The 23,499-nt window shown below is 64.1% G+C and carries 21 protein-coding genes and 1 tRNA gene; 12 read left to right on the plus strand and 10 right to left on the minus strand.

Annotated elements, in window-relative coordinates; translation table 11 throughout:
* The first annotated feature begins 82 nt into the window (after positions 1 to 82).
* Positions 83 to 1,138 carry an AlgP family protein gene (locus AAHK21_RS14445; RefSeq protein ID WP_367857587.1) on the plus strand — a complete coding sequence of 352 codons (1,056 nt, stop codon included), beginning with the start codon at positions 83 to 85 and terminating at the stop codon, positions 1,136 to 1,138.
* Here the strand turns inward: AAHK21_RS14445 and AAHK21_RS14450 are convergent.
* Positions 1,114 to 1,593 (minus strand): TIGR02444 family protein, encoded by a 480-nt coding sequence (locus tag AAHK21_RS14450; protein WP_367857588.1) that lies wholly within the window; start codon positions 1,591 to 1,593, stop codon positions 1,114 to 1,116. The two genes, AAHK21_RS14445 and AAHK21_RS14450, sit on opposite strands and share 25 nt — an antisense overlap.
* 50 nt (positions 1,594 to 1,643) lie before the next feature.
* Here AAHK21_RS14450 and AAHK21_RS14455 point away from each other — a divergent pair, with 50 nt between their 5' ends.
* The 3 genes from AAHK21_RS14455 (at position 1,644) to AAHK21_RS14465 (ending at position 4,852) form a co-directional block, all read left to right on the plus strand.
* The gene (locus tag AAHK21_RS14455; RefSeq protein WP_367857589.1) at positions 1,644 to 3,554 is read left to right on the plus strand and encodes an ATP-binding cassette domain-containing protein; all 1,911 of its coding nucleotides are present in this window, start codon (positions 1,644 to 1,646) and stop codon (positions 3,552 to 3,554) included.
* Positions 3,554 to 4,141 carry a mechanosensitive ion channel domain-containing protein gene (locus tag AAHK21_RS14460; protein ID WP_367857590.1) on the plus strand — a complete coding sequence of 196 codons (588 nt, stop codon included), beginning with the start codon at positions 3,554 to 3,556 and terminating at the stop codon, positions 4,139 to 4,141. Before AAHK21_RS14455 ends, AAHK21_RS14460 begins: the two co-directional genes overlap by 1 nt.
* A 78-nt stretch (positions 4,142 to 4,219) precedes the next feature.
* Entirely contained in the window at positions 4,220 to 4,852 is a 633-nt protein-coding gene (locus AAHK21_RS14465; RefSeq protein ID WP_367857591.1) for a LysE family transporter, read from the plus strand.
* Positions 4,853 to 4,909: 57 nt separating this feature from the next.
* On the opposite strand, the gene AAHK21_RS14470 is transcribed toward AAHK21_RS14465, so the two are convergent.
* Positions 4,910 to 5,662: a slipin family protein gene (locus tag AAHK21_RS14470; protein WP_046853696.1), complete on the minus strand. Its 753-nt coding sequence runs from the start codon at positions 5,660 to 5,662 to the stop codon at positions 4,910 to 4,912.
* A gap of 2 nt (positions 5,663 to 5,664) precedes the next feature.
* On the minus strand, positions 5,665 to 7,008 hold the full coding sequence (locus AAHK21_RS14475; protein WP_367857592.1) for a nodulation protein NfeD: 1,344 nt from the start codon (positions 7,006 to 7,008) through the stop codon (positions 5,665 to 5,667).
* Positions 7,009 to 7,104: 96 nt separating this feature from the next.
* On the opposite strand from AAHK21_RS14475, the gene AAHK21_RS14480 reads away from it, so the two are divergent.
* The 3 genes from AAHK21_RS14480 (at position 7,105) to AAHK21_RS14490 (ending at position 8,574) form a co-directional block, all read left to right on the plus strand.
* Positions 7,105 to 7,563, plus strand: coding sequence for an aminoacyl-tRNA deacylase (locus AAHK21_RS14480; protein WP_023629227.1), 459 nt, complete (start codon positions 7,105 to 7,107; stop codon positions 7,561 to 7,563).
* Between the two features lie 59 nt (positions 7,564 to 7,622).
* On the plus strand, positions 7,623 to 7,865 hold the full coding sequence (locus AAHK21_RS14485; protein ID WP_023629226.1) for a DUF2789 domain-containing protein: 243 nt from the start codon (positions 7,623 to 7,625) through the stop codon (positions 7,863 to 7,865).
* A 70-nt stretch (positions 7,866 to 7,935) separates the two neighbouring features.
* Positions 7,936 to 8,574, plus strand: coding sequence for a hypothetical protein (locus AAHK21_RS14490; protein WP_023629225.1), 639 nt, complete (start codon positions 7,936 to 7,938; stop codon positions 8,572 to 8,574).
* A 6-nt stretch (positions 8,575 to 8,580) separates the two neighbouring features.
* Here the strand turns inward: AAHK21_RS14490 and AAHK21_RS14495 are convergent, their stop codons facing one another.
* Positions 8,581 to 9,018 carry a CBS domain-containing protein gene (locus AAHK21_RS14495; RefSeq protein WP_023629224.1) on the minus strand — a complete coding sequence of 146 codons (438 nt, stop codon included), beginning with the start codon at positions 9,016 to 9,018 and terminating at the stop codon, positions 8,581 to 8,583.
* Between the two features lie 146 nt (positions 9,019 to 9,164).
* Complete coding sequence (locus tag AAHK21_RS14500) at positions 9,165 to 10,895, minus strand: dipeptidase (protein WP_367857593.1); 1,731 nt, start codon at positions 10,893 to 10,895, stop codon at positions 9,165 to 9,167.
* 218 nt (positions 10,896 to 11,113) lie between these two features.
* Here AAHK21_RS14500 and AAHK21_RS14505 point away from each other — a divergent pair, with 218 nt between their 5' ends.
* Positions 11,114 to 12,964 (plus strand): DUF3857 domain-containing transglutaminase family protein, encoded by a 1,851-nt coding sequence (locus tag AAHK21_RS14505; protein ID WP_367857594.1) that lies wholly within the window; start codon positions 11,114 to 11,116, stop codon positions 12,962 to 12,964.
* A 93-nt stretch (positions 12,965 to 13,057) separates the two neighbouring features.
* On the opposite strand, the gene AAHK21_RS14510 is transcribed toward AAHK21_RS14505, so the two are convergent.
* A tRNA-Arg gene (locus AAHK21_RS14510) sits at positions 13,058 to 13,134 on the minus strand.
* Positions 13,135 to 13,308: 174 nt separating this feature from the next.
* Between AAHK21_RS14510 and AAHK21_RS14515 the strand changes: the two genes are divergently transcribed.
* Entirely contained in the window at positions 13,309 to 13,755 is a 447-nt protein-coding gene (locus tag AAHK21_RS14515; protein ID WP_367857595.1) for a hypothetical protein, read from the plus strand.
* Between the two features lie 38 nt (positions 13,756 to 13,793).
* Here the strand turns inward: AAHK21_RS14515 and AAHK21_RS14520 are convergent, their stop codons facing one another.
* The 3 genes from AAHK21_RS14520 to AAHK21_RS14530 all read right to left on the minus strand — a co-directional run bounded on the left by AAHK21_RS14520 (position 13,794) and on the right by AAHK21_RS14530 (position 17,754).
* On the minus strand, positions 13,794 to 15,152 hold the full coding sequence (locus AAHK21_RS14520; RefSeq protein WP_367857596.1) for a pesticin C-terminus-like muramidase: 1,359 nt from the start codon (positions 15,150 to 15,152) through the stop codon (positions 13,794 to 13,796).
* 158 nt (positions 15,153 to 15,310) lie between these two features.
* Positions 15,311 to 16,174, minus strand: coding sequence for an ABC transporter ATP-binding protein (locus AAHK21_RS14525; protein ID WP_367857597.1), 864 nt, complete (start codon positions 16,172 to 16,174; stop codon positions 15,311 to 15,313).
* Positions 16,171 to 17,754, minus strand: coding sequence for an ABC transporter permease (locus AAHK21_RS14530; protein WP_367857598.1), 1,584 nt, complete (start codon positions 17,752 to 17,754; stop codon positions 16,171 to 16,173). The genes AAHK21_RS14525 and AAHK21_RS14530 overlap by 4 nt, the downstream gene beginning before the upstream one ends.
* A gap of 299 nt (positions 17,755 to 18,053) precedes the next feature.
* Here AAHK21_RS14530 and AAHK21_RS14535 point away from each other — a divergent pair, with 299 nt between their 5' ends.
* Together AAHK21_RS14535 and AAHK21_RS14540 are read left to right on the plus strand one after the other, a co-directional pair.
* Positions 18,054 to 19,094, plus strand: a complete 1,041-nt coding sequence (locus AAHK21_RS14535) for an ABC transporter substrate-binding protein (protein WP_367857599.1) — start codon at positions 18,054 to 18,056, stop codon at positions 19,092 to 19,094.
* A 28-nt stretch (positions 19,095 to 19,122) separates the two neighbouring features.
* Positions 19,123 to 20,028 (plus strand): TauD/TfdA dioxygenase family protein, encoded by a 906-nt coding sequence (locus tag AAHK21_RS14540; protein WP_367857600.1) that lies wholly within the window; start codon positions 19,123 to 19,125, stop codon positions 20,026 to 20,028.
* A gap of 32 nt (positions 20,029 to 20,060) precedes the next feature.
* Here AAHK21_RS14540 and AAHK21_RS14545 read toward each other — a convergent pair whose 3' ends face one another.
* Positions 20,061 to 20,966, minus strand: coding sequence for a LysR family transcriptional regulator (locus AAHK21_RS14545; protein WP_367857601.1), 906 nt, complete (start codon positions 20,964 to 20,966; stop codon positions 20,061 to 20,063).
* 192 nt (positions 20,967 to 21,158) lie between these two features.
* Here AAHK21_RS14545 and AAHK21_RS14550 point away from each other — a divergent pair, with 192 nt between their 5' ends.
* Positions 21,159 to 23,492: a TonB-dependent receptor gene (locus tag AAHK21_RS14550; protein WP_367857602.1), complete on the plus strand. Its 2,334-nt coding sequence runs from the start codon at positions 21,159 to 21,161 to the stop codon at positions 23,490 to 23,492.
* The last annotated feature ends 7 nt before the right edge of the window (positions 23,493 to 23,499 follow it).

Here is a 23,499-nt window from a genome sequence, read left to right on the forward strand (position 1 = left end):
ACTGAGACTGTCAACATGCCCTAGCGGCGGTAGCAGCAGAAGCATAGTATGAGCCGCACTCTCGTCAGCCAGGAGGTAAACCATGTCGGCCAAAAAGAAGCCAGTAAGTACGCCGTTGCACCTGCTCCAGCAACTTTCGGGCAGCCTGCTCGAACATTTGGAAGATGCCTGCTCCCAAGCGCTGGCGGATGCCGAGAAACTCTTGGCCAAGTTGGAAAAACAACGTGGCAAGGCCCAGGAGAAATTGCACAACGCCCGCCTGAAGTTGCAGGACGCCGCCAAGGCCGGTAAAGCCAAGGCACAAGGCAAGGCACAAAAAGCCGCGGGTGAACTTGAACACTTGCTCGATTCGCTCAAGGATCGCCAGGCGCAGACCCGTACTTACATCCAGCAACTCAAGCGTGATGCCCAGGAAAGCCTGAAACTGGCCCAGGGTGTCGGCAAGGTGCGCGAGGCGGCCGCCAAGGCCTTGGACTCGCGTACTGCGGCACCGAAAGCCGCCGCGAAACCTGCAGCCAAACCAGCGGCCAAACCTGCTGCCGCCAAGGCACCGGCGAAGACCGCCGCCGCGAAACCTGCCGCCAAGCCAGCGGCCAAACCTGCTGCCGCCAAGGCACCGGCGAAGACTGCCGCCGCGAAGCCTGCTGCCAAGCCAGCAGCCAAACCGGCTGCCGCCAAGGCACCGGTGAAGACTGCAGCTGCGAAGCCTGCCGCCAAGCCAGCGGCCAAACCTGCTGCCGCCAAGGCACCAGCGAAGACTGCCGCCGCGAAACCTGCTGCCAAGCCAGCGGCTAAACCGGTTGCCGCCAAGGCACCAGCGAAAGCCGCCGCCGCGAAGCCGGCAGCCAAACCGGCTGCTGCCAAGGCACCCGTGAAGACCGCTGCCGCCAAACCAGCGGCAAAACCAGCGGCCAAGCCTGCTGCCGCCAAGGCTCCGGCCAAGCCCGCAGCAACCCGGCCCGCCGCGAAACCGGCAGTCAAGCCAGCAGCCAAACCAGCCGCTGCCAAAGCTCCAGCCAAGCCCGCCGAAAGCAAGCCAGCCACTCCGACCGCCAACGCCACCCCGGCGCCTGCGACCGGCGCGACCACGCCTGCGGCCACCGGCACCCCGGCTCAGTCGCCGACTTCGGCGTCCTGAAGCCCACGGGCCGCGACGCGCAGCTGATGCAGCGCGTCGTGGTTCCTGGCCGGCTCTGGCACTAGCCAGGCCAGCCAGTCCGGCGTCGCGTCCGCTTGCGCCGGCCACTCTCGCGCCAACGCCTCCAGGCGCTCCAGCAAGGTGCGTTCAGCCTGCAGTTCCAGAGCTTTCACCTGCTCACGCATCACGCTCAGTTGCGGGTCGGCCAGCGCGTGTTCGCGCCATTGCCGGCGCAGGGCGCGTAACGGCATCACAACGTCGCGCTGCCAGGGCCGGGACAGCGCCAGCAGGGTGGCAATCCGTTGTTCGTCGGGGGCAATGCCGCGGGCCTGCAGCCAGGTGCCGCAAAGCAGCAGGCAGACATCGCCGCCCAGTTCCTGGAGGGCCAGACAGGCCGCCTCGACACCCGGCCGGGCATAGAGGGCCAGGGCATGATTCCACAGGTCGGTGTGCATGGTTTCACTCGCGCCAGTGATCGGGGAAGCTGGTAGACTCCGCGACCATCATGATCAGACTATCGAACCTCACTTTACAGCGTGGTCCCCAGCGCCTGCTAGAAGGCGCCGAGATGACCCTGCACACCGGCCACAAGGCCGGCCTGATCGGTGCCAACGGTGCCGGCAAATCCAGCCTGTTCGCCTTGCTGCGCGGCGAGCTGTCGCCCGATGCCGGTGACTGCCAGCTGCCCGGCGACTGGCGTATCGCCCATATGCGCCAGGAGGTCGATACCCTCGACCGTATCGCCGTGGACTATGTCCTCGATGGCGACGTGCGCCTGCGCAAGGTCCAGGCCGAACTGGCCGCCGCCGAACTGGCTCACGATGGCACTGCCCTGGCGCGCCTGCACAGTGAACTGGACAGTGCCGACGGCTATACCGCCGATGCCCGCGCCCGCAAGCTGCTGGCCGGCCTTGGCTTCAGCAACGAGCAGATGGACCGCCGCGTCGGCGACTTCTCAGGTGGCTGGCGGATGCGTCTGAACCTGGCCCAGGCCCTGATGTGCCCGTCCGACCTGCTGCTGCTCGACGAGCCGACCAACCACCTGGATCTCGACGCCATCCTCTGGCTGGAGGATTGGCTCAAGGGCTACCCGGGCACGCTGCTGTTGATCTCCCACGACCGCGACTTCCTCGATGCCGTGGTCGACCATGTGCTGCACGTCGAGCAGCGCAAGCTCAATCTCTACAAGGGCGGCTATAGCGCTTTCGAGCGGACTCGCGCCGAACGTCTGGCGCAACAGCAGCAGGCCTACGAGAAGCAGCAGGCGCAGCGCGCGCACATGGAAAAGTACATCGCCCGCTTCAAGGCCCAGGCCACCAAGGCCCGCCAGGCGCAGAGCCGGATCAAGGCCCTGGAGCGCATGGAGGAGCTGTCGGCGGCCCACGTCGACTCGCCTTTCGACTTCGTCTTCCGTGAGTCGGAGAAGATCTCCAGCCCCCTGCTCGACCTGTCCGAAGGCCGTCTGGGCTATGGCGACAAGGCCATCCTCGAGAAGGTCAAGCTGCAGCTGGCGCCGGGTGCGCGCATCGGCCTGCTCGGCCCCAACGGCGCGGGCAAGTCGACCCTGATCAAGAACCTCGCCGGTGAGCTGCAGCCATTGTCCGGGCGCCTGGTGCGTGGTGAAAACCTCGCCGTCGGCTACTTCGCCCAGCATCAGCTCGACTCGCTGGACGACAAGGCCAGCCCGTTGCTGCACCTGCAACGCATCGCACCGGGCGAGCGTGAGCAGACCCTGCGTGACTTCCTCGGCGGCTTCGACTTCCACGGCAACCGGGTCGACGAGCCGGTGGTGAACTTCTCCGGTGGCGAGAAGGCCCGCCTGGCCCTGGCGCTGATTGCCTGGGAGCGGCCGAACCTGCTGCTGCTCGACGAACCGACCAACCACCTGGACCTCGAGATGCGCCTGGCGCTGACCATGGCGCTGCAGGAGTTCGCGGGTGCCGTGGTGGTGGTCTCCCACGACCGTCACCTGCTCAAGAGCACCACCAACGACTTCCTGCTGGTGGCCGACGGCAAGGTCGACACCTTCGATGGCGACCTGGACGACTACAGCCGCTGGCTGGTCGAGTTCCGCCAGCGCAACGCGCCGGTGAGCAGCACACCGGCCAACCCGGACAAGACCGACAAGAAAGCCCAGCGCCAGGCGGCCGCGGCCCTGCGCCAGCAGTTGGCGCCGCACAAGAAGGCGGCCGACAAGCTGGAGACCGAGCTCAACCAGGTGCACAAGGACCTGGCCGAGGTCGAGACCGCCCTGGGCGACGGTGGCGTGTACGAGGCCGCGCGCAAGGACGAACTGCGCGACCTGCTGGCCCGCCAGACCAAGCTCAAGCAACGCGAAGGCGAGCTTGAGGAGGCCTGGATGGAAGCCCTGGAAACCCTCGAAAGCATGCAGGCCGAACTCGAGGCGCTGTCCTGATGGAGGAACTGCGCTCGCTGTTGCCGGGGCAGTGGATGGACTCGATGTGGCTGGGGTTGCAGATTCTGCTGATCCTGATCGCCGCGTTCGTCCTGCAGCGCATGGTCGCTCGCGGGTTGAGAAGCCTGGGCGAGCGCTACCCGTTGCCACACGAACTGATGGTGCCGGTGCGCGGCGCCTTGCGCTGGCTGATCATGGGCAGCGCGCTGCTGTTCGTGCTCGAGCGCCTGGGTGTATCGGCCACGGTGCTGTGGACCGCGCTGTCGGGCTTCGTCGCGGTGGCGGCGGTAGCGTTCTTCGCTATCTGGAGCGTGCTGTCCAACCTGCTGTGCGCGGTGCTGATCTTTACCGTCGGGCCGTTTCGTATCGGCGATGTGGTCGAGCTGGTCGACACCCTCGACAAACCGGGGGTGAAGGGCCGGGTGATCGCCATCAACCTGCTGTACACCACGCTGATGGAAACGCCGGAAGCGGGTGGCGCTTTGGTGCAGGTGCCCAACAGCCAGTTCTTCCAGAAAGCCGTGCGCCGTTGGCGTGGCGCCGACGCCACCACTGCGGTCAAGCCGGAATCTATCGAAACCGATTGAAGCCGCAGAATTTACTGGTCATTTTTTCGCCAGCACCGTAGCTTAACGCTTTGCAACAATGTTCGAGCGAGGTGTGCGATGTCGATGGAAACGTGGTTGGCCTTCTTTGCCGCGTGCTGGGTGATCAGCCTGTCGCCGGGTGCCGGGGCGATCGCCTCGATGTCCAGCGGGCTGCAATACGGTTTCTGGCGTGGTTACTGGAACGCCCTGGGCCTGCAACTGGGCCTGATCGTGCAGATCGCCGTCATCGCCGCCGGTGTCGGTGCCATCCTCGCCGCTTCCGCCACGGCCTTCCAGGTCATCAAATGGTTCGGTGTCGCCTACCTGGTCTACCTTGCCTACAAGCAATGGCAAGCCCTGCCGATGGACATGAGCGACGAGTCCGGCGTGCGGCCTATCGGCAAGCCGCTGAGCCTGGTATTCCGTGGCTTCCTGGTCAACGTCAGCAACCCCAAGGCGCTGGTGTTCATGCTTGCGGTGCTGCCGCAGTTCATCAACCCGCACGAGGCGTTGCTGCCCCAGTACGTGGCGATCACCGTGACCATGATCAGCGTCGACATGCTGGTGATGGCGGGTTACACCGGCCTGGCTTCGCGGGTGCTGCGCCTGTTGCGTACGCCGAAGCAGCAGAAGCGCCTGAATCGTACCTTTGCCGGGCTGTTCATCGGTGCGGCGACATTCCTAGCCACTCTGCGCCGGGCGCCGCTCTGATTTCGAACGTCCGATGATCATCGCGGTGCGCCGATGCGACTGGCCCCGCGATTGTTTTCAGCGCTGCTTGTCCACCAGCCCCTTGAGCAGATCCATCGGCATCGGAAACACGATGGTCGAGCTCTTGTCCCCGGCAATCGAGCCCAGCGTCTGCATGTAGCGCAGTTGCATAGCCCCCGGCTCCTTGCCCAGCATCTGCGCCGCCTGCATGAGTTTCTCCGACGCCTGCAACTCACCTTCGGCATGGATCACCTTGGCCCGTCGTTCACGCTCGGCCTCGGCCTGGCGGGCGATGGCGCGGATCATCGATTCGTTCAGGTCGACGTGCTTGATCTCGACGTTGGCCACCTTGATGCCCCAGGCGTCGGTCTGTGCGTCCAGCACTTCGCGGATATCCGAGTTCAACTGTTCGCGCTCGGCCAGCAGTTCGTCCAGCTCGTGCTTGCCGAGCACCGCCCGCAAGGTGGTCTGGGCCAGTTGGCTGGTGGCGGCGAGAAAGTCCTCGACCTGGATGATTGCCTTCTGCGGGTCGAGCACGCGGAAGTACAGCACGGCGTTGACCTTGACCGAGACGTTGTCGCGGGTGATCACGTCCTGGGGCGGCACATCGAGCACCACGGTGCGCAGATCGACGCGCACCATCTGCTGGATCCCCGGAATCAGGATGATCAGGCCCGGGCCCTTGACCTGCCAGAAGCGCCCGAGCTGGAACACCACGCCGCGCTCGTACTCGCGCAGGATGCGCAGCGCCGACAGCAGCAGTATGGCCAGCAGCACCAGCACGGCGCTGAAACCGAATTGCATGAACATCGCTACTCTCCTTGCGCCGTGGGCGCAGTGGCGCTGACCTCCAGGGTCACGCCATGACGGGCCGTCACCCGCACGTGCTGGCCAGGTTGCAGCGGTGTCGCGCACTGCACCTGCCATTGTTCGCCCTGGGCCTGTACCGAGCCGCAGAACGGGTTGTCGGTGCGCACCTGCGTCACCGTGACCAGGCTGCCCACCAGCCCGGCATCGCCGCTGACCAGGGCGCGCCGGCGCGCTTTCAGCGCCATGCCCAGCACGCCGCCGAGCAACAGTGCCGAGAGCACCGCCAGGCTGATGATCAGCGCCAGCGGGATGCCGAAGCCGGGGGCATCGGTGTCCATCAGGATCACCGCCCCGACGACGAAGGCGACGATGCCGCCGAAGCCGACCACGCCGAAGCTGGGCAGGAACGCCTCGGCGACCATGAACGCCACCCCGAGCAGGATCAACGCCACCCCGGCATGGCTCACCGGCAACAGTTGCAGGGCATACAGCGCCAGCAACAGGCAGATGCCGCCGACCACGCCGCCGACCCCGGAGCCCGGGTTCATGAATTCGAACAGCAGGCCGTACACGCCGATCATGATCAGGATCAGCGCCACGCTGGGGTTGGTGATCACTGCGAGCAGGCGGGTGCGCCAGTCCGGCAGGTGTTCGGTCACATTGGCCTCATGGGTGCGCAGTTGCACAGTCTGGCCTGCGACGAGCAGTGACTTGCCATCGAGCTGGCGCAGCAGGTCGGGGAGGTCGTTGGCAATCAGGTCGATTACCTGCAAGCGCTGAGCTTCGCTGGCCGACAGGCTGACGGCCTCGCGCACCGCCTTCTCCGCCCAGTCCGCGTTGCGCCCGCGCAGCTGGGCCAGGCCACGGATGTAGGCCGCAGCGTCATTGACCTGTTTGCGTGCCAATGCGCCTTCTTCGCTGTTCGTGGCGGGTTGTTCAGCTTTGCCGGGAGCGCCGATCTGCACTGGGGTCGCGGCGCCGAGGTTGGTCCCCGGGGCCATGGCCGCGATATGGCTGGAGTAGAGGATGTAAGTGCCGGCGCTGGCTGCCCTGGCGCCACCCGGGGCTACGTAGGTGGCCACCGGCACGGGGCTTGCCAGGATGGCCTTGATGATCTGGCGCATGGCGCTGTCCAGCCCACCGGGGGTATCGAGGCGGATCACCACCAGTTGCGCGCCTTGTGCCTGCGCCTGGTCCAGTCCACGCAGCAGATAGTCGGCGCTGGCCGGGCCGATGGCATCATCGACGCTCAACAGCCATACATTTGCGCCAGGCGCGCTCTGGCTGCTCGGCACGAAGCCGAGGATCAACAGCAACAGCAGCATGCGCCAGCGCTGGGCGATCACCTGTCGTCACCTCATGCAGACCTGTCCTTGAAGTTTAGCCTTGGCTGCCGGGCCACGGCCTAAACTTGAGGATGGGGGCAAAACCGGAGGTGCATCATGCGTATGGCCAAGACCCTTCAGCAGCGCCTGGACCAGGCCAACTGCGACTACGACATCATTCCCCATCCCCATTCGGCCACCAGCCTGGAGTCGGCGCGCACGGCCGGCGTACCCGCCGAGCGGGTCGCCAAGTCAGTGATGCTCGATGACCGCCATGGCAACTTCATCATGGCTGTGCTGCCGGCCAACCGGCATCTGGACATGACCGAGGTGCGCATGACCGGCGCCTGGCAACTGACCCGCGAGAGTAACCTGCCGAGCCTGTTCGGCGATTGCGAGCGCGGCGCCATCCCGGCCCTGGGCGACGCCTACAACATTCCCATGCTGCTCGACCGGAGTCTTACCCGCCAGGGCGATGTCTACCTCGAGGCAGGTGACCACGATCATCTGATCCACATGAGCATGGAGCAATACTTGAAGCTGGTGCCGCACGCCGAAGTGCGCGAATTGAGCTGATGCTCGCAACCAACGCCGGGTTGGCGTCGTGGACGACCCGCCCGGCCCGAGGAGGAATCATGGAAGCACCGAACCATCCATTTGCCGACCTGTTCAAGCAATTGGGGCTGGCGGACGATGCCACCAGCATCGACCAGTTCATCACCACTCATTCGCCGTTGAAGAACGAGATCAAGCTGGTGGACGCACCGTTCTGGACCGAGGCGCAAAGAACCTTTTTGAAGGAAAGCATCATAGAGGACGCCGATTGGGCGGTACCCTTCGACCAACTCAACGAAGCACTGCGTCGCCCCCGCAAATAAAGCGCCGAGCGGCACCTGATGGGTGATCGGGCCGTTGCTATGCTCAGGTAAAACAAGAGGGGATGGCGCAATGAAAGATCCCTACGCACCAGGATTCTGGTGCACCGTGACGATCCTGGGCACCCTGACCGCCGGCTACTTCTACGGTATCCGGCACACCCACCAGATGAACCAGGCCGTGCAGTTTCTCTATGCCGCCGCCGCCGTTACCGCGGCGGTGGCGCTCTGCGGCCTGGCCTGGATCGCCTGGCAGCATTTGCACCTGAACAAGCGTGAGGTGGCCCAGGGGCGAACGTTGCTGACCATCTGGAACACCAAGGTCGCCCTGCGCCGGGTCGAGACGGTGTTCGACCGCTACTTCTGGGGCAGCTACTGGCACTCCGGGCGCACCTTCGAGGAGGTGATGGGTGAGCTCAAGGGCACACCGTTGGAGCAAAGCCTCGACGCCCTCAAGCGCCAGTGCCGGGAACTCGACCGTGAGGTGCACGACCACCACCATCACTGGCTGGCCAATGCCCGCGACCTGTCCAGCGTGGCCACGGCGATGGCCCGCGAGCGCTATCAGCTGGACCTGTGCGATGCCCCGGTGCGCGACGGCGGCAATACCGCCGTGCTCAATCGCGATCTGGAAGTGCTGGTGTACACCTGGTCGGCGCGCCTGCGCAGCTTCGACCATCAGCTGGACGAACTGGAGCGCGCTTACCACTAGGCGGGATCATTCGCCGCGGATGTATTGCTCGAGCTGCAGGATCAGGTTGGCCTGCTCGGCGATGGTTTCCTTCACCAGGTCGCCAATCGACAACAGCCCCAGCAGCTTACCGTTATCCACTACGGGCAGGTGGCGCAGATGGCGGTTGGTCATCAGGTTCATGCAGTACTCGAGGTTCTGCTTGGGCTCAACGGTGACTACCGGCGAACTCATGATTTCCCGTACCGGCGTGGCAGCCGATGAGCGTCCCTTGAGCACCAGTTTGCGGGCATAGTCGCGCTCGCTGACGATACCTACGACCTGGTCGTTTTCCATCACCGGCAATGCACCGACGTTCTTCTCCGCCAGCAGCTTCAAGGCATCCAGCACCGAGTCATCAGGGCTGATGGTGTAGACGGTCTGGTGCTGGGACTTGGCTTTGAGGATTTGTTCGACGTTCTTCATACGGGCCTCGGTGGGTGAAAAAGCGCGGTGTCGGAGTAAATAAAGCATCCGGCACGGCGCTCTGCACGGCAATGCAGGAAACGGCATCGAGGTGATTGAAAAACGTCATCGTGGCAAAGGGCCGCAATGCGGCCCCGGGTGAATCATCAAAGCTTCGGCATCTGCCCGATCCGCGCCACCATCTCGCTGACGATCTGCAGGTCGAGCATGAACTGCTCCACGGTCTTGAACTCGTTGTCGTTGTGCCCGGTGTACTTCACATCCGGCATGGCCAGGCCGAACTGCACGCCGTTGGGCAGGTCGTGCACCGAGGTGGCGCCGGCGGAGGTGCCGTACTCGTGCTTCATGCCCAGGTTCTCGCTGGCCACGGCCAGCAGGGCCTTGACCCACTCGCCCTCGGGGTTGCGGTACATCGGCTCGTCCATGCTGTAGTCGAAGGCCACCTTGGTCTGGCTCTTGGCAACCCAGCTGTCGAGCTTGCCGGAAATCTCACCTTTGAGGGTGTCGAGCGACTTGCCTTTGGGAATGCGCAGGTTCACCGCCAGCTTCAGCGCCTTGTCATCCAGGCCGACGAAGGTCAGCGAGGTGGTCAGCGGGCCCATGAAGTCGTCCTTGAAGCCCACGCCAAGCTTGTTGCCCAGGTAGTCCAGGCCCCAGTTGTCGGCGGCGTAGCGGGCGGCGTCGGTGATGTGGTTGTGCTTGAGCGGCACGTCCTTGCCCAGGCCGTTGAGGAAGTCGAGCATGCGCGCCACCGGGTTGACCCCGGACTCGGGCTCGGAGGAGTGCGCCGACACGCCGGTCACGGTCAGCAGCACCTGCTTGCCGTCGACCTTGGCGTCGATGCTGAAGTCGCCGCCATGGCGTTTGGCGTAGGTCGCGCCGGCCTTGTTCAGCGCCTTGGCCAGGTCGGCCGGCTTGTCGCCGGTCAATGTCGCCACCGAGCTGCCGGGGATCTGGTTGGTGGCCAGGCCGCCGGTGAGGTTGATCACCTCGGCGCCTTTGCCATCACCGGCACGCTTGGCGAAGGTAGCCATGACGGTGCCATAGCCCTTCTCGGCGATCACTACCGGGTAGCCGCCGTCCAGCGCCAGGTTGTAGTCGGGGGTGGCGTTGCGTTCGAAGTAGTAGGGGATGGCATCACCGGTGGTTTCCTCGGTGGTGTCCACCAGCAGCTTGAACTGGCGCGCCAGCGGCAGCTTTTCGTCCTTGGCTACTTTCAGCGCGTAGAGCGCGACGACGATGCCGTTCTTGTCGTCCTCGGTGCCGCGGCCGTACATGCGGTCGCCCACCAGGGTGACCTTGAACGGGTCGAGCTTGGTGCCGTCCTTGAGCTTCCAGTTTTCCGGGGTGACCGGCACCACGTCGGCATGGGCGTGGATACCGATGACTTCCTTGCCCTCGCCGAGGGTGATCTCGTAGACGCGGTTGTCGATATTACGGAACTGCAGGCCGAAGCCCTCGGCCAGGGCCTTGATCTTGTCGGCGATCTTGAGGAACTCCGGGTTCTCGTGCTGCGGCACACCTTCTTTGCGAACGGTCGGGATCTCTACCAGCTCGCGCAGGGTCTCCTTGGCGGCCTTGCCGTACTTGATGCGGGTGTACAGGCCCAGCAGGCGGTTGATCTCGTCCTGCTGCTCGGCCGCCAGCGGCTTGCCGGCCAGGTACAGCTTGAGGGTGTCGTCGAGCTTGTCGGCCTTGGCCAGGTCGCTGCCGGCCAGCTTGCCGAGGAACTGCTTGAAGTCGGCCGGATCGCTGCCGTCGTAGGCCTTGATGATGGCGGCGGACTGCTGCTGGGAGAGGTTGGCCTGGGCCGGGATCGAGAACATGGCCACGCTGGCCAGCAGGAGCGATGCGGCGGATAGCTTGGTAAATGGCATGGGTGTGCGCATTCCTTTGCAAGGGGGGAGGGTGACCGTTTACGCAAACGGAAGATGCCCACGCTATCACCAATGACTACTGGCGCGGGAGAGGTGGCAATGTGTATTTCCGCACAAATGTGCAAGCTTTCATCTACGGCGCGGCCTGCAGCTTTATGACAAAAATGCGTATCATTAGCGTTTTTTGTAATAACCCGTTTTACGAGAGAAGGATCCTCATGTTCACGTCTTACCTTGCACCCCTGGCCGGGGTGCTGGCCTTCACCCTTGCCTTCATCACGCCCGCCCAGGCCCGGGACGATGGCACCGACCACTCTGTCACCCTGGAAAAGGTCGTGCAGACCTTCACCGTGCAGACCGACGGCAGCTTCCAGGTGGCGGTCGAGTCGGTCTCGCGCATCAACGAAGAGCGGGCCATCCAGGCCAAGGCCCAGCAGCCGCTGAGCTACAACCGCTCTTACGAAACCCTGGAGGTCGACGAAGCCTTCACCCAGAAGCCCGACGGGCGCAAGGTGATGGTCGATGCCTCGCAGATCAAGGAGCAGCAGGAGCAGGCGTCCACCTACGCGCCGATGTTCCAGGACTCCCGGGTCAAGGTGGTGATCTTCCCCGAAGTGGCCGTCGGCGATCGCCTGGTGCTGCGTTACAAGCGCCATCGCAACACTGCGTTGTTCCCCGGCCACTTCGAGGACCTCACCGGCCCGGATTTCCACCCCGTGGAGCAGTTCTCGCTGATCTACGACCTGCCGGCGGATCTGCCGCTGTACGCTGATGCCCGTGGCTTCAAGGCGTCCTCGCCCAAGGCCGGCAAGGGTCGCAAGGTCTACCGCTGGGACTTCGTGCCCGCCGACAGAGCCAGGATCGAGGCGAGCGCCGTGTCCTACCTGGACTACGGCCAGTACCTCGCGGTGTCGACCTTCAAGGATTACGCAGGGCTTGCCGCCAGCTACCAGGCGCGCGCAGGCGTGGAAGTGACGCCCGCCATCGCCGCACTGGCCGAGCAGTTGACGGCTAACCTGCCCGATGCTCGGGCCAAGGCGCTCAAGCTCAGCGACTGGGTACGTGAGAACATCCGCTACGTAGCGGTCTATGTCGGTGCCGGCGGGGTGGTTCCGCATTCGGCGCAGAGCGTGCTGGACAACCGCTATGGCGACTGCAAGGACCATGTCGCCCTGCTCGAGGCATTGCTCAAGGCTGCGGCCATTGAAAGCTCGCCTGCCCTGATCAACCTCGGTAATGCCTACCACCTGCCCAAGGTGCCGACGCTGGGCGTGCTCAACCATGTGCTGACCTACGTACCGAGCCTGGACCTGTACCTGGACTCGACCGATCCGTCTGTGGCCGCTGGCTACCTGCCGCTTATGGACCTGGACAAGACCACGCTGCTGACCGCCTCGGGCGAATTCGGCAAGACCCCGGCTTCCCAGTTCGGCAAGCAGGTCGGTGAGATGCTGTTCAAGGTCAAGGGCACGGGCGCCGCGGACTTCACCGGTGCTTCGACGATCGAGGGTTGGGCCAGCGAGGTCAACCGCTATGGCGCCAAGTCGATGAAACCGGCCGACCTCGATCGCATGGTCGAGCAGGTGCTCAATGCCTACGGCCAGCGGGGCAGCGGCAAGATCCTGATCCAGCCATCGGTGGCGCCGGAGCACTTCCACAGCCAGGTCGAGGGTCATACCGAGAACCTGGTGAACCTGCCAGGCCCAGTGGGGCTTCCGGCACTGAGCAGCCTGGTCGGCGGTATCTCGCAGATGGTCTATGGCTTTGCCGCCGAAAACGAACGCACCCAGGGCTTCGTCTGCATTTCCAACGAAACGGTGGAGAAGGCGCGCTTCGAGTTCCCTGCCGAAGTCACTGTCCTGGCGACGCCCAAGGCCGTTGCCGTGAAGGAAGGCAGCTTCGACTACAGCGCCCTTTACACTCGCGATGGCAATGCCGTGGTGGTCGAGCGGCGCATGCAGTTCAAGCATCCGAAGGCGGTGTGCACGCCTGAAGAGTTCAAGGCGATGAAGCCGGTCATTGAAACCATGGTCAGGGACCTGCAAGGCCAGATCATCGTGCAGGGCTGAGGTCCGGAAACGCAAAAGCCCCGCCAGAGTGATCTGAGCGGGGCTTTTGTTTGCCGCCATCGGTGAAAACACACGGGTGGCAGCGCGAAGTCATGGCGCACTCGGCGGGATTCGAACCCACGACCCCTGCCTTCGGAGGGCAGTACTCTATCCAGCTGAGCTACGAGTGCAACGGGGCGCATGATACCCATCTGCGTTGGTGGCGTCCATCGCCTTGATATGAGGGTGTTTTTCCAGGGGCGAACGGCATTGCCAAAACCTTCCCAGGATGTCGAAATGCCAGCGATGTACCTGCGCCAACTCTATGAGTGGGCTGAGATTTGACCGAGTGAGGAGGGGTAGCAATGAAACGCGGGGCGGGAGCAATATCAGCTAGTGTGCTCTGGATTTTCAGCAGCATGGCCCTGGCGGGTAGCTCATCGGCGGAGGCTTTGGACAAGTTGGCGCTGAGCATTCTCCAGAATCTGGAGGTGAACTCCTTCGACAACTCGTTGCGACCAGCGCACTACCCGAAAGGCACAACACTGGATCAGACGCCTTACCGTATTTATGAAAGGGCATCTGGGAGTCCAGGGGCGTACCTGGCCAGGGATACGGAAGGGAGCTGGCTCTACGGCGTCACCGTGCTCGTGGTGAGTGATGACAGCACCACGGTCTGCTTTGTGGATCAGAATCTGCAGGGTAGCTATTTGGCAGCATCGCATCTGCAGGTCAGGCGCAACCAGTCGGGTCATTACGTTGTGATAAATACGCTGCCAGCCTCGCCAGCCTGCACTGTATCCAAGGGTTGAGGCCTGCACCGTGGGTTAGCCAAGGTGCAGGCTGGTTTTCAGCGCAACAAACCCAGGTCGATATCCTGTTGGATCAGTTGGGCCTCGGACTTGCGGCGGGACGGATAGGCGTCGCCGAAATTGTTCAACTCCTGGATCAACCCTGTCCAGTTCCCGTCGAGCATCATTTGCCAGGCCTTCGGTGTGCGGGCTGGCAGGTTGTCACTGTACTGGAACGACAAGTCGATGATGGCCGTCCGCGTGTTGTAGGAAATGTTGCGGAACTTGTCGGCCCCGGCCGCGTTGTTGAAGCGTCGTTCCACTGCCGACGACAATTTGTCGAAGTACACGTCGCTCAGTTCCTTGGCCTGGGTTTCGGTGATTGTCAGTGGCTTGTTCTTCAACTTGCTCACCGCCTGTTGGCCGCGCAGCCCGGTGTACTCTCCCAGAATTGCCACCAGGCTCGGAGGAACACCATCGGCCAGCAAGGAGTCGCTGGTCTTGCTTCCGAGGTCCACGCCAGTTCCCAGGGTTACACCCGAGGTGCCCGCCGGTTTGCCAGCAACCATTGGCACATAGCCGCTCGTCTGCAGGCCACCTTCCTTGTCACTCAGGAAGTCTCGGTCGAACAGCGGCTGTCGTGCCAGTTCACGCGCTTTCTCCTGATTGGACAACCTTGCCAGCCACTTGGCCTGGGCAAGGGCCTGCTGCATGCTGCGAGCATCCGCCAATCGGGCGTTCTGTTCGGCGAGGGAATCGCGAATTGCCATGTCGTTGGCGGTTTGGCAAGCGTCGCGGAATCCGGCCAGTTCCTGGTCGAGGGCGGAGGGCGCACCGTCTTCGCCGATACGCTTCAGGTCCGCCATGATGTCGTTGATAGAGCGCTCCAGATAGTCCCTGGCAGGGTTCTCCATAAGTTTGGCGACACTCGCAGCAAGCGCGTCTTCCCACTGCGAGAGCTTGTTCTGGACAAATTTGAGCGACCGATTGATGAGGTCGATGCTTGAGTCCGACACACCTGCGGCGTCCATCTCTGCTTTCAGCGAGTTGAGTTGTTGATTGCGTTTGCGATCAAACGTGCCGGCCATCTCCCGGCGGGTTTCGTAGAGCTGGTACGGGACCGTGCCCCAGAAATCCATGCCCAGGTCGGGGTAGGCATCGTATGGAAGCCAGCCTCGGCCTTCACCCAAGGACTCCTCCAATGCACTTTGCATCAGATAGAAAGGGTTCTGCGCGACTGCTTGACTGGAGCCCACGGGGGCACCGTCTACGGTGACTGTGGCGGAGAGACCAGCACCGGCGCCTCTGGTCATGTCGAGGTTATAGCTGCGGTTGTTCCAGCCGTTTCCAAAGTGCGATGCACCACTGCTGCTGCCTGGTGGAATACCGCGGTTAACGAGGATGTTCTTTTCTGCCATGAAAACCTTTTCCTTGATGAAAATTACCAGAAGGGTTCGCCCGGTCAAAAGTGGCGGGAAATCTCCTTCAGCAACACAACTGTATATGCATACAGCTATATGATCAAGGAAAATAATGCATAAATGCATATCGATGCATTTTCGGTTCTGCTGTTACTTCAGAGGGCGATCAACTCAGGCCTCAAACCCTCCATCCGTTGGCCATGGCAGGGCAGGACGCCTGTGTGGCCAGTGATCTGCTGCAGTACTTTCTCCCGCAGCCCATGCAAGGCTACGCCGGTACGCGGGCGCGGGTGCGGCAGGTCGATTTCCACCACCGCCTTGATCCGCCCCGGCCTCGGCTCCAGCACCACCACGCGGTCGGCCAGGTAGGTCGCCTCCTCGGCATCGTGGGTGACCAGCAGGATGGTGATCCCCGAACGCTCGCGAATCGCCAGCAGTTCGTCTTGCAGTTGTTGGCGAGTCAGCGCGTCGAGGGCGCCGAAGGGTTCGTCCAGTAGCAGGATCCGTGGGCTGGCCACCAGGCCGCGGGCGATGGCCACGCGCTGGGCCATGCCGCCGGACAGCTGGTGCGGGTAGGCCGATTCGAAACCGACCAGCCCCACCAAGTGCACGAATTCATGCACCCGACGGGCGCGCTCGCCCTGGGTGAGCTTTTCATTGACCAACCCCAGGCCGATGTTCTGCGCCACCGTCAGCCAGGGAAACAGGCGGTGCTCCTGGAACACGATGCCGCGTTCACCGCCGATGCCGTTGACCGGCTGGCCATCGACGCGGATCTGGCCGCTGTAGTCGTTGTCCAGGCCCACCAGCAGGCGCAGCAGGGTGGACTTGCCGCAGCCAGACGAGCCGACGATGGCGATGAATTCGCCCTGTTCGATCGACAGGTCGAAGTCGCGAATGGCTTCGAACGGCTGGCCGTCGACGCTGAAGGTCTTGCCGACTTTCTCGAAGCTGACCAGCGGCGGTGTGGCATCAGCTTGGTTGGCCGCGTGCAGGGCCGGGGTGATGAAGGCATTCATACGGATCTCCAGCGCGTGGCGCGCGATTCGAGGCGTTGGCCGAGGTGGCCGAGCAGGGCGCCGACCAGGCCGATCAGGACCATGGCGGCCATCACCTGGTCCATGCGAAATAATTGCTGGGCGCCGATCATCAGGCTGGCGATGCCGCCGTCCGAAGGCATGAAGTACTCGGCGCCGATGGTGCCGAGCCAGGCGTAGATCAGTGCCAGGCGCAGCCCGGCGAAGATCGCCGGGGCGGCGCCGGGCAACACCAGCAGACGCAGCCGGTGCGGCAGGTCCAGGCGCAGGGCCTGCGCCGCCTCGCCCAGCTGTGGCGGGAGGCTGGCGATGCCGCGTTGGGTGGCGATCAGCAGCGGGAAGAACGCCGCCAGCGCGACGAACACCAGCTTGGCGCCTTCACCCAGGCCGAACCAGGCGGTCAGCAGCGGCACCCAGGCGAACAGCGCCACCTGGCGCAACGCCGACAGGCTTGGGCCGAGCAGGCGCTCGGCGTTGGCTGACAGGCCCAGCAGCAGGCCCAAGGCGAACCCCGCGCCACCGCCGATCAACAGACCGGCCAGGGTGCGTTGCAGGCTCAGGCGCAGGGCCTCGGGTAACGAACCGTCGAGCAGGCCTGCGTACAGGCTGCGCAGCACATCCAGCGGTGAAGAGAGGATGTTGGCATCGACCCAGCCAAGGCTGTTGGCGGCCTGCCACAGCAGCAACAGCCCCGCTGGCAGCAGCAGGCTTTGCCAGCCGTGTGGCACCTGGCCGCGCAACTGCTCGCCAGTGGCCGGTTGTGGCCAGTGCAACAGGCTGCGTTCCAGGCGCGAGAAGCCGCGATCCATCAGTGCGCCGACCAGGCCGATCAGCAGAATGCAGAGGAACACCAGGTCGAGCATGAACAACTGCCGCCCCCAGACCATCAGGTAGCCGATGCCTTCGCTGGAGGCCAGCAGTTCCACAGCCAGCAGCGAGGTCCAGCCAGTGGCCAGGGCCAGTCGCACACCGGCGAGAAACGCCGGCAGCGCGGCGGGCAGCAACAGGCGCAGGAACAGCAGGTGAGGAGGCAGGCGCAGGACGGCGGCGGCCTCGCGCAGTTTGGGTTGGGCGTCGCGCACGCCGACCAGGGTGTGCAGCGTGACCGGCACCACCACCGCCTTGACCAGCACCACCAGCTTAAGCAGCTCGCCGATGCCGAAGAACAGCATGAACAGCGGGATCCAGGCCAAGGTCGGGATTTGCGCCAGGGCGACGAAGGTGGGCAGCACCAGCGTCTGCGCCCGTCGCGATCCGCCCAGCCAGGTGCCCAACAGCAGGCCGCTGGCGATCCCTGCCAGCAGCCCCCAGATCAGGCGTTGCAGACTTATCCACAGGTGGACCCAGAGTTCGCCGGAGCCGAACTCCAGCGTACTCTGCCAGACCAGCGCGGGGGCGGGCAGGATCTGTTCGCTCATCCAGTGCTCACGGTTGGCGACGACCCACAAGGCCGCCACCGCCAATGGCACGATCCACGGCAGGTAGAAGCGGCCTTGCGTCGCGAAAGGGCTGCGTAGCGGCACCCACAGGCGCCGCAGACTTGCGCTCAAGACTTCGCTCATCGGGGCATCTCCCAAACCGTTCCTTGTTTATTCGTTTATGGAATTAAAAATTCACATAAATTGCATTCAAGAGATAAGAGCATGCGGCCGGTGCATGCGAAAGCCCCGTCCCGTTGCGTTTTCCTCATATTTTCCATGCGTTTCCTGCAAGCCCGTCGCAGGCCCGCATGGCGTCTGGTTTATGTCTTCTGGTTACTAAAAAATGAAGTTTTGATCTTTGTAGGTTCTAACCGGACCTGCCTAGCTTCTGGCCCATAGCGCCGGCCATCGCCGGTGGCAGCCTGCCAAGGAGCCTTGCCATGAGAACCACCTTCCGCCACCTGCTCAGCCCGTTGCTCGCCGCCTTGTTGAGTGCCGTGCCCGTGGCAGCGCATGCCGCCCAGCCGGATGTGATCCGTATCGCCGTGCCCGACCTCAGCGCCGGCAGCAAGCCCAGCGCCGGCGGCGTGGTGGACGTGCTGCGCGACCAGCAACTGCTGGAGAAAGAGTTTGCCAAGGACGGCATCCGCATCGACTGGCGCTTCTTCAAGGGCGCAGGCCCCGTGGTCAACGAAGCCCTGGCCAACGGCCAGGCGGACTTCGCCTACCTGGGCGACCTGGCCGCGATCATCGGCAAGGCCAGCGGCCTCGACACCCGCGTGCTGTCGGCAGGGGTGCGCGGTGTGAAGAGCTACCTCGGCGTAGTCCCGGGCTCGGGCATCCACAGCCTGCAGGATCTCAAGGGCAAGCGCGTGGCAGTGTTCCGCGGCACCGCTAACCAGCTGTCGTTCGCCAGTGCCCTGGCCAGCCAGGGGCTGTCCGAGCGTGAACTGAAAGTGATCAACCTCGACTTCAACGCTGCCAATGCCGCCCTGGCCGCCAAGCAGATCGACGCCACCTGGGGCCTGTCCAACCTGTTGTCGCTGCGCGAGCGGGGCTTGGTCGAGTTGCCGGTCAACTCACGCAACCTGCAAGGGGCCGGCAGTACTCAAGCGGTGTTGCTCGGCACCGGCGCGTTCATTCGCCAGCACCCTGACCTGGTGCAGCGCCTGGTCAATGCCCAGGAACAGGCGGCGAAGTGGCTGCGCGATGAGCGTAACCGCGAGGCCTATGTGGACCTCGTGGCCAATACCGCCAACTGGCCGAAGTCGATCCTGCGCGACGACCTGGCCGAGGAAAACCTTGCCGAATACTTCGACCCACGCCTGGACGCCGGCTTCGTCGGCCTGCTGCAACAGGGCGTCGACCTGGCCGCCAAGGAGCGCCTGATCCGCCGTGGTTTCCAGGTGGCCGACTGGGTCGAACCACGCTTCATCAATCACGCCCTGCAACAGGACCAGGCCATCCAGGCCGCCCGCTGACCCGACAACAACCCTGAGGAGCACGACCATGAGCAACGCCGCACTGGCCACCGCGCCGCAAACCCTCGAACTCGATATCCACCCCGTTGCCGGGCGCATCGGCGCCGAGATTCGCGGTATCAAGCTGTCCGCCGACCTTGATCCGGCCACTGTCGACGCCATCCAGGCGGCGCTGGTGCAGCACAAGGTGATCTTCTTCCGTGGCCAGGAGCATCTGGACGACGTCGGCCAGGAAGCCTTCGCCCAACGGCTCGGCGACCCCATCGCCCACCCCACGGTGCCTGTGGTCGACGGCACCAGCTACCTGCTCCAGCTCGATGGCGCCGAGGGGCAGCGGGCCAACTCCTGGCACACCGACGTGACCTTCGTCGATGCCTACCCCAAGGCCTCGATCCTGCGCAGCGTGGTGGCCCCGGCCTCCGGTGGCGACACGGTGTGGGCCAACACCGCTGCGGCCTACCAGGAACTGCCCGAACCGCTGCGTGCCCTGGCCGACCAGCTGTGGGCGGTGCACAGCAACGAGTACGACTACGCCAGCGTGAAACCGGATGTCGATCCGGCCAAGCTGGAGCGCTATCGCAAGGTGTTCACTTCGACGGTGTACGAGACCGAGCACCCGGTGGTGCGCGTGCATCCGGTCAGTGGCGAGCGCGTGCTGCAACTGGGGCATTTCGTCAAACGCATCAAGGGCTATTCGCTGGCCGACTCACAGCATCTGTTCGCGGTACTGCAGGGGCATGTGACACGCCTGGAAAATACCGTGCGCTGGCGTTGGCAAGCCGGGGACGTGGCGATCTGGGACAACCGTGCAACGCAGCACTATGCGGTGGATGACTACGGTACGCAGCCGCGCATCGTGCGCCGCGTGACCCTGGCTGGCGAGGTGCCGGTGGGGGTGGATGGGCAACTGAGCCGGACCACGCGCAAGGGCTGAGACCGCTGGGGCCGCAAAGCGGCCCCTGTTTGCTACAACTCGGCGTCACAGGCCACCAACTGCCTCACCAATCCCTGCGCCAGCGCCGACAAGCCATACCCCACCCGGCTCACCACCCCATAGCGGGTGTAGAACGCCTCTTCCTGTTCCGGTGCCAGGTCCGCCAGCTTGAGCGCCACCAGCCCTTCGTACGGACGCAGGTTCGCGCTGCAGGCAATGCCGATGGTGTCCGAGTGCAGCACCACATTGAGCAGCGCATAGCCATGCTCGCATTCCACGCTGGGCAGGAAGTCTTGCCGCCCACTGAGGTCGCTGAGGATCTTGCGGATATTCGGCGGGCGGAAGGTGGTCGCCAGCGGATAGTCGAACAGGTCCTGCGCCCGCACTTCGCCACGCACGGTCAGCGGATGCCCGGCGCGGCAGCAGAAATGCCAGCGTTGTGGCGTGAGCTTGTGCACCTGGTAATCCGGGTCGGCTTCGAACTGGCGGGTGTCGGCGACGAAGAACTCGATCTCCTCGGCGATCAGCCGGCGGTTCAAGGCCTGCCAATTGTCCACCTGGAAGCAGGTGCGCGCTGCCGGGTACTCGGCGACGAAGCGTGCAACCGCCCGCGGCACCAGCCCGCCGGCTGGCGCCGGCCCCGAACCAAAGCGCACCACGCCGGTGGTGGCGCCGTTGAACTGGTTGATCTCGTTGACCAGGTTGTGCGCCCCATGCACCAGGCGCCGCGAATGCTCCAGCACCAGCAGGCCCTGGCGGGTCGGCGCCAGTTCCTTGCTGGCGCGGTCGACCAGGCGGCAGCCGACGTTGTGCTCCAGCGTCTGGATGCTGCGGCTGAAAGCCGATTGCGAAAGGTTCACCGCAGCCGCCGCGGCGACGAAGCTGCGGTGCTCGACAAGGGCGATGAAGTGGCGGAGCTGGCGCAGGTCGATATGCATTTTCTACATGGAAACTTTCGGTGGAATGCAATTGCTGGGAAGGGTTGGGAACCTTATAAAGGGAGTCTCTTATTCCACAAAATATGAATTACAAATATTTATATCTCTTAAAAGAATATAAGCCAGCCTGACCGCGATTCGGTTCCGCCAACGGAAATGCTCGCCTGGGCCCTTGCCTCAAGGAGCATCTGCATGTCCCGACTTTCCCGTTGGCCCGCGCGCGCCTCGTTGTTCGCCCTGCAACCCCTGGCGGCTGGAGTGCTGTTGGCCGCTTCCGGCAGCAGCTTCGCCGATGAGCCCAACGCCGCCCCAGCCGTGACGCAGGAAGCCCAGCTCGGCACGGTCACCGTCAATGCCCGGCGACGCGAAGAGAGCGCGCAGAGCGTGCCCACGCCGATCAGCGTGCTGGGCAGCGAAACCCTCGAGACCCAGCGCATCTACCGCGTGCAGGACTTGCAGCAACTGGTGCCGAGCACCAACGTCGCCTATGTGCACGCCCGCCAATCGAGCATCTCCATCCGCGGCCTAGGCAACAACCCGGCCAGCGATGGCCTGGAAGGCAGCGTCGGGATCTACCTCGACAACGTCTACCTCGGCCGCCCGGGCATGGCGGTGTTCGACCTGCTCGATGTCGAGCAACTGGAAGTGCTGCGCGGTCCGCAGGGGACGCTGTTCGGCAAGAACACCACTGCCGGGGTGCTCAACATCACCACGCGCAAGCCAACCTTCCACCAGGAGGGCAGCGTGCAGTCATCGCTGGGCGAGGATGGCTACTGGCAGACCCAGGGCAGTTTCTCCGGCCCTTTGACCGACACCCTCGCCGGGCGCATCAGCGCTTATCACACCGAGGACGACGGCTATGTGAAGAACGTCTACAACGGCCACGATCTCAACGGCGGCAAGCGCCAGGGCTTTCGCACCCAGTTGCTGTTCAAGCCCAGCGAAACCTTCAATCTGCGCTGGATCGGCGAATACAACGAAGAGAACTCCGACAACGGCATCCTCAGCCTGTACAGCACCGGGCCGACCATCAATGGCGTGAACCGCTATGAGAGCCTGGCCGCCCAGGCCGGCGCGACCCTGGTGTCGGGCAAGGATCGCAAGGTCAACTTCGACGCCGACCAGATGGTCAAGGTGTTCCAGGGCGGTACTTCGGTGGAAGCCAACTGGACCCTGCCCAACGACTTCACCCTCACCTCGATCACCGCCTACCGCTGGTGGGACTTCACGCCGCGCAACGACGACGGCCTCAACGTGCCGGTGTTCCACAGCGCCGGGGTTTCGGTGCGGGACAAGCAGTACTCCCAGGAAATCCGCCTGGCTTCGCCCACCGGCGGCTTCTTCGACTATGTACTCGGGGCCTACTACTTCAAGCAGGACCTGGACAACAAATCGTTCACCTACAACGGACCGCAAGCCGACATCTGGAACCTGACCCCGGCTGGCGCCCTGGCCAACGTCACCACAATCGGCAACGGCCACATCGATACCGACAGCTACGCGTTGTTCGCCCAGGGCACTTGGCACCTGACCGAGCGCCTGGATTTCACCGCCGGGGTGCGTGGCACCTACGAAGAGAAAAGCGCCTGGGTGACCCGCGACGCGCCGTCCGGCGGCGCGGCCGTTACCGGTGCGGCGGCCGTGGCTCGCCAGGGCAGGGTGGGGGCCTACGATTCAGGTGACCTCAACCAGTACAGCTTCGCCCCTTCCGGGCTGCTCAGCCTGAGCTACCGCTTCAGCGACGCGGTGCTGGGTTATGCCAGCCTGTCCCACGGCGAGAAGTCCGGCGGCGTCAACCTCACCGTCGGCGCCGCACCAAGGCTGGGCACAGACTCGCTGCTGGTGGGTACCGAACGCGCCAACAACGCCGAACTCGGCATCAAGAGCACGCTGCTGGACAACCGCCTGCAGCTCAACACCAACCTGTTCTGGACCGAAGTGCACGGCTACCAGGCCAACGTCTATGACGAGGCCAACCGCGTGCAGTACCTGGCCAACGCCGGCAGCGTGCGCTCGCGGGGCCTGGAGTTCGAGGCCACGGCCCTGCCGGTCCGCGGGCTGACCGTGAATTTCAATGGCTCGTGGAACGACGTGCGCTACACCGAGTACGACGACGCACCGTGCCCGCCGGAGGTGAGCCTGGCCAATGCCGCCGCCACTTGCGATCTGTCCGGCCACCAGGTCGTCGGCGCCTCCAAGTACATCGCCAACCTCAACGGCCAGTACAAGTGGCAGCTGACCGAGCGTATCGAGCCCTACGTCACTGCCAGCTACGCCTTCCGCTCCAGGGCCGTCGGCACCATCGACGACTCCGACTACGGCCAGATCCCCAGCTACGCCATCGTCAACCTGTCCACCGGCGTGCGCCTGGACCAGGGCGACGGCGTGCTCGACCTGTCGCTGTGGGTGAAGAACGCCGGCGACAAGACCTACTTCACCAGCCTGTGGAACTCCGCCAACGGCGGCTATGCCGGCGTGCTGGGCACCCCGCGCACCGTGGGCGCCACCGCCCGTTACGACTTCTGAGCACAAG

Source organism: Pseudomonas sp. TE50-2 (assembly GCF_040813665.1).
Lineage (GTDB): Bacteria > Pseudomonadota > Gammaproteobacteria > Pseudomonadales > Pseudomonadaceae > Aquipseudomonas > Aquipseudomonas soli.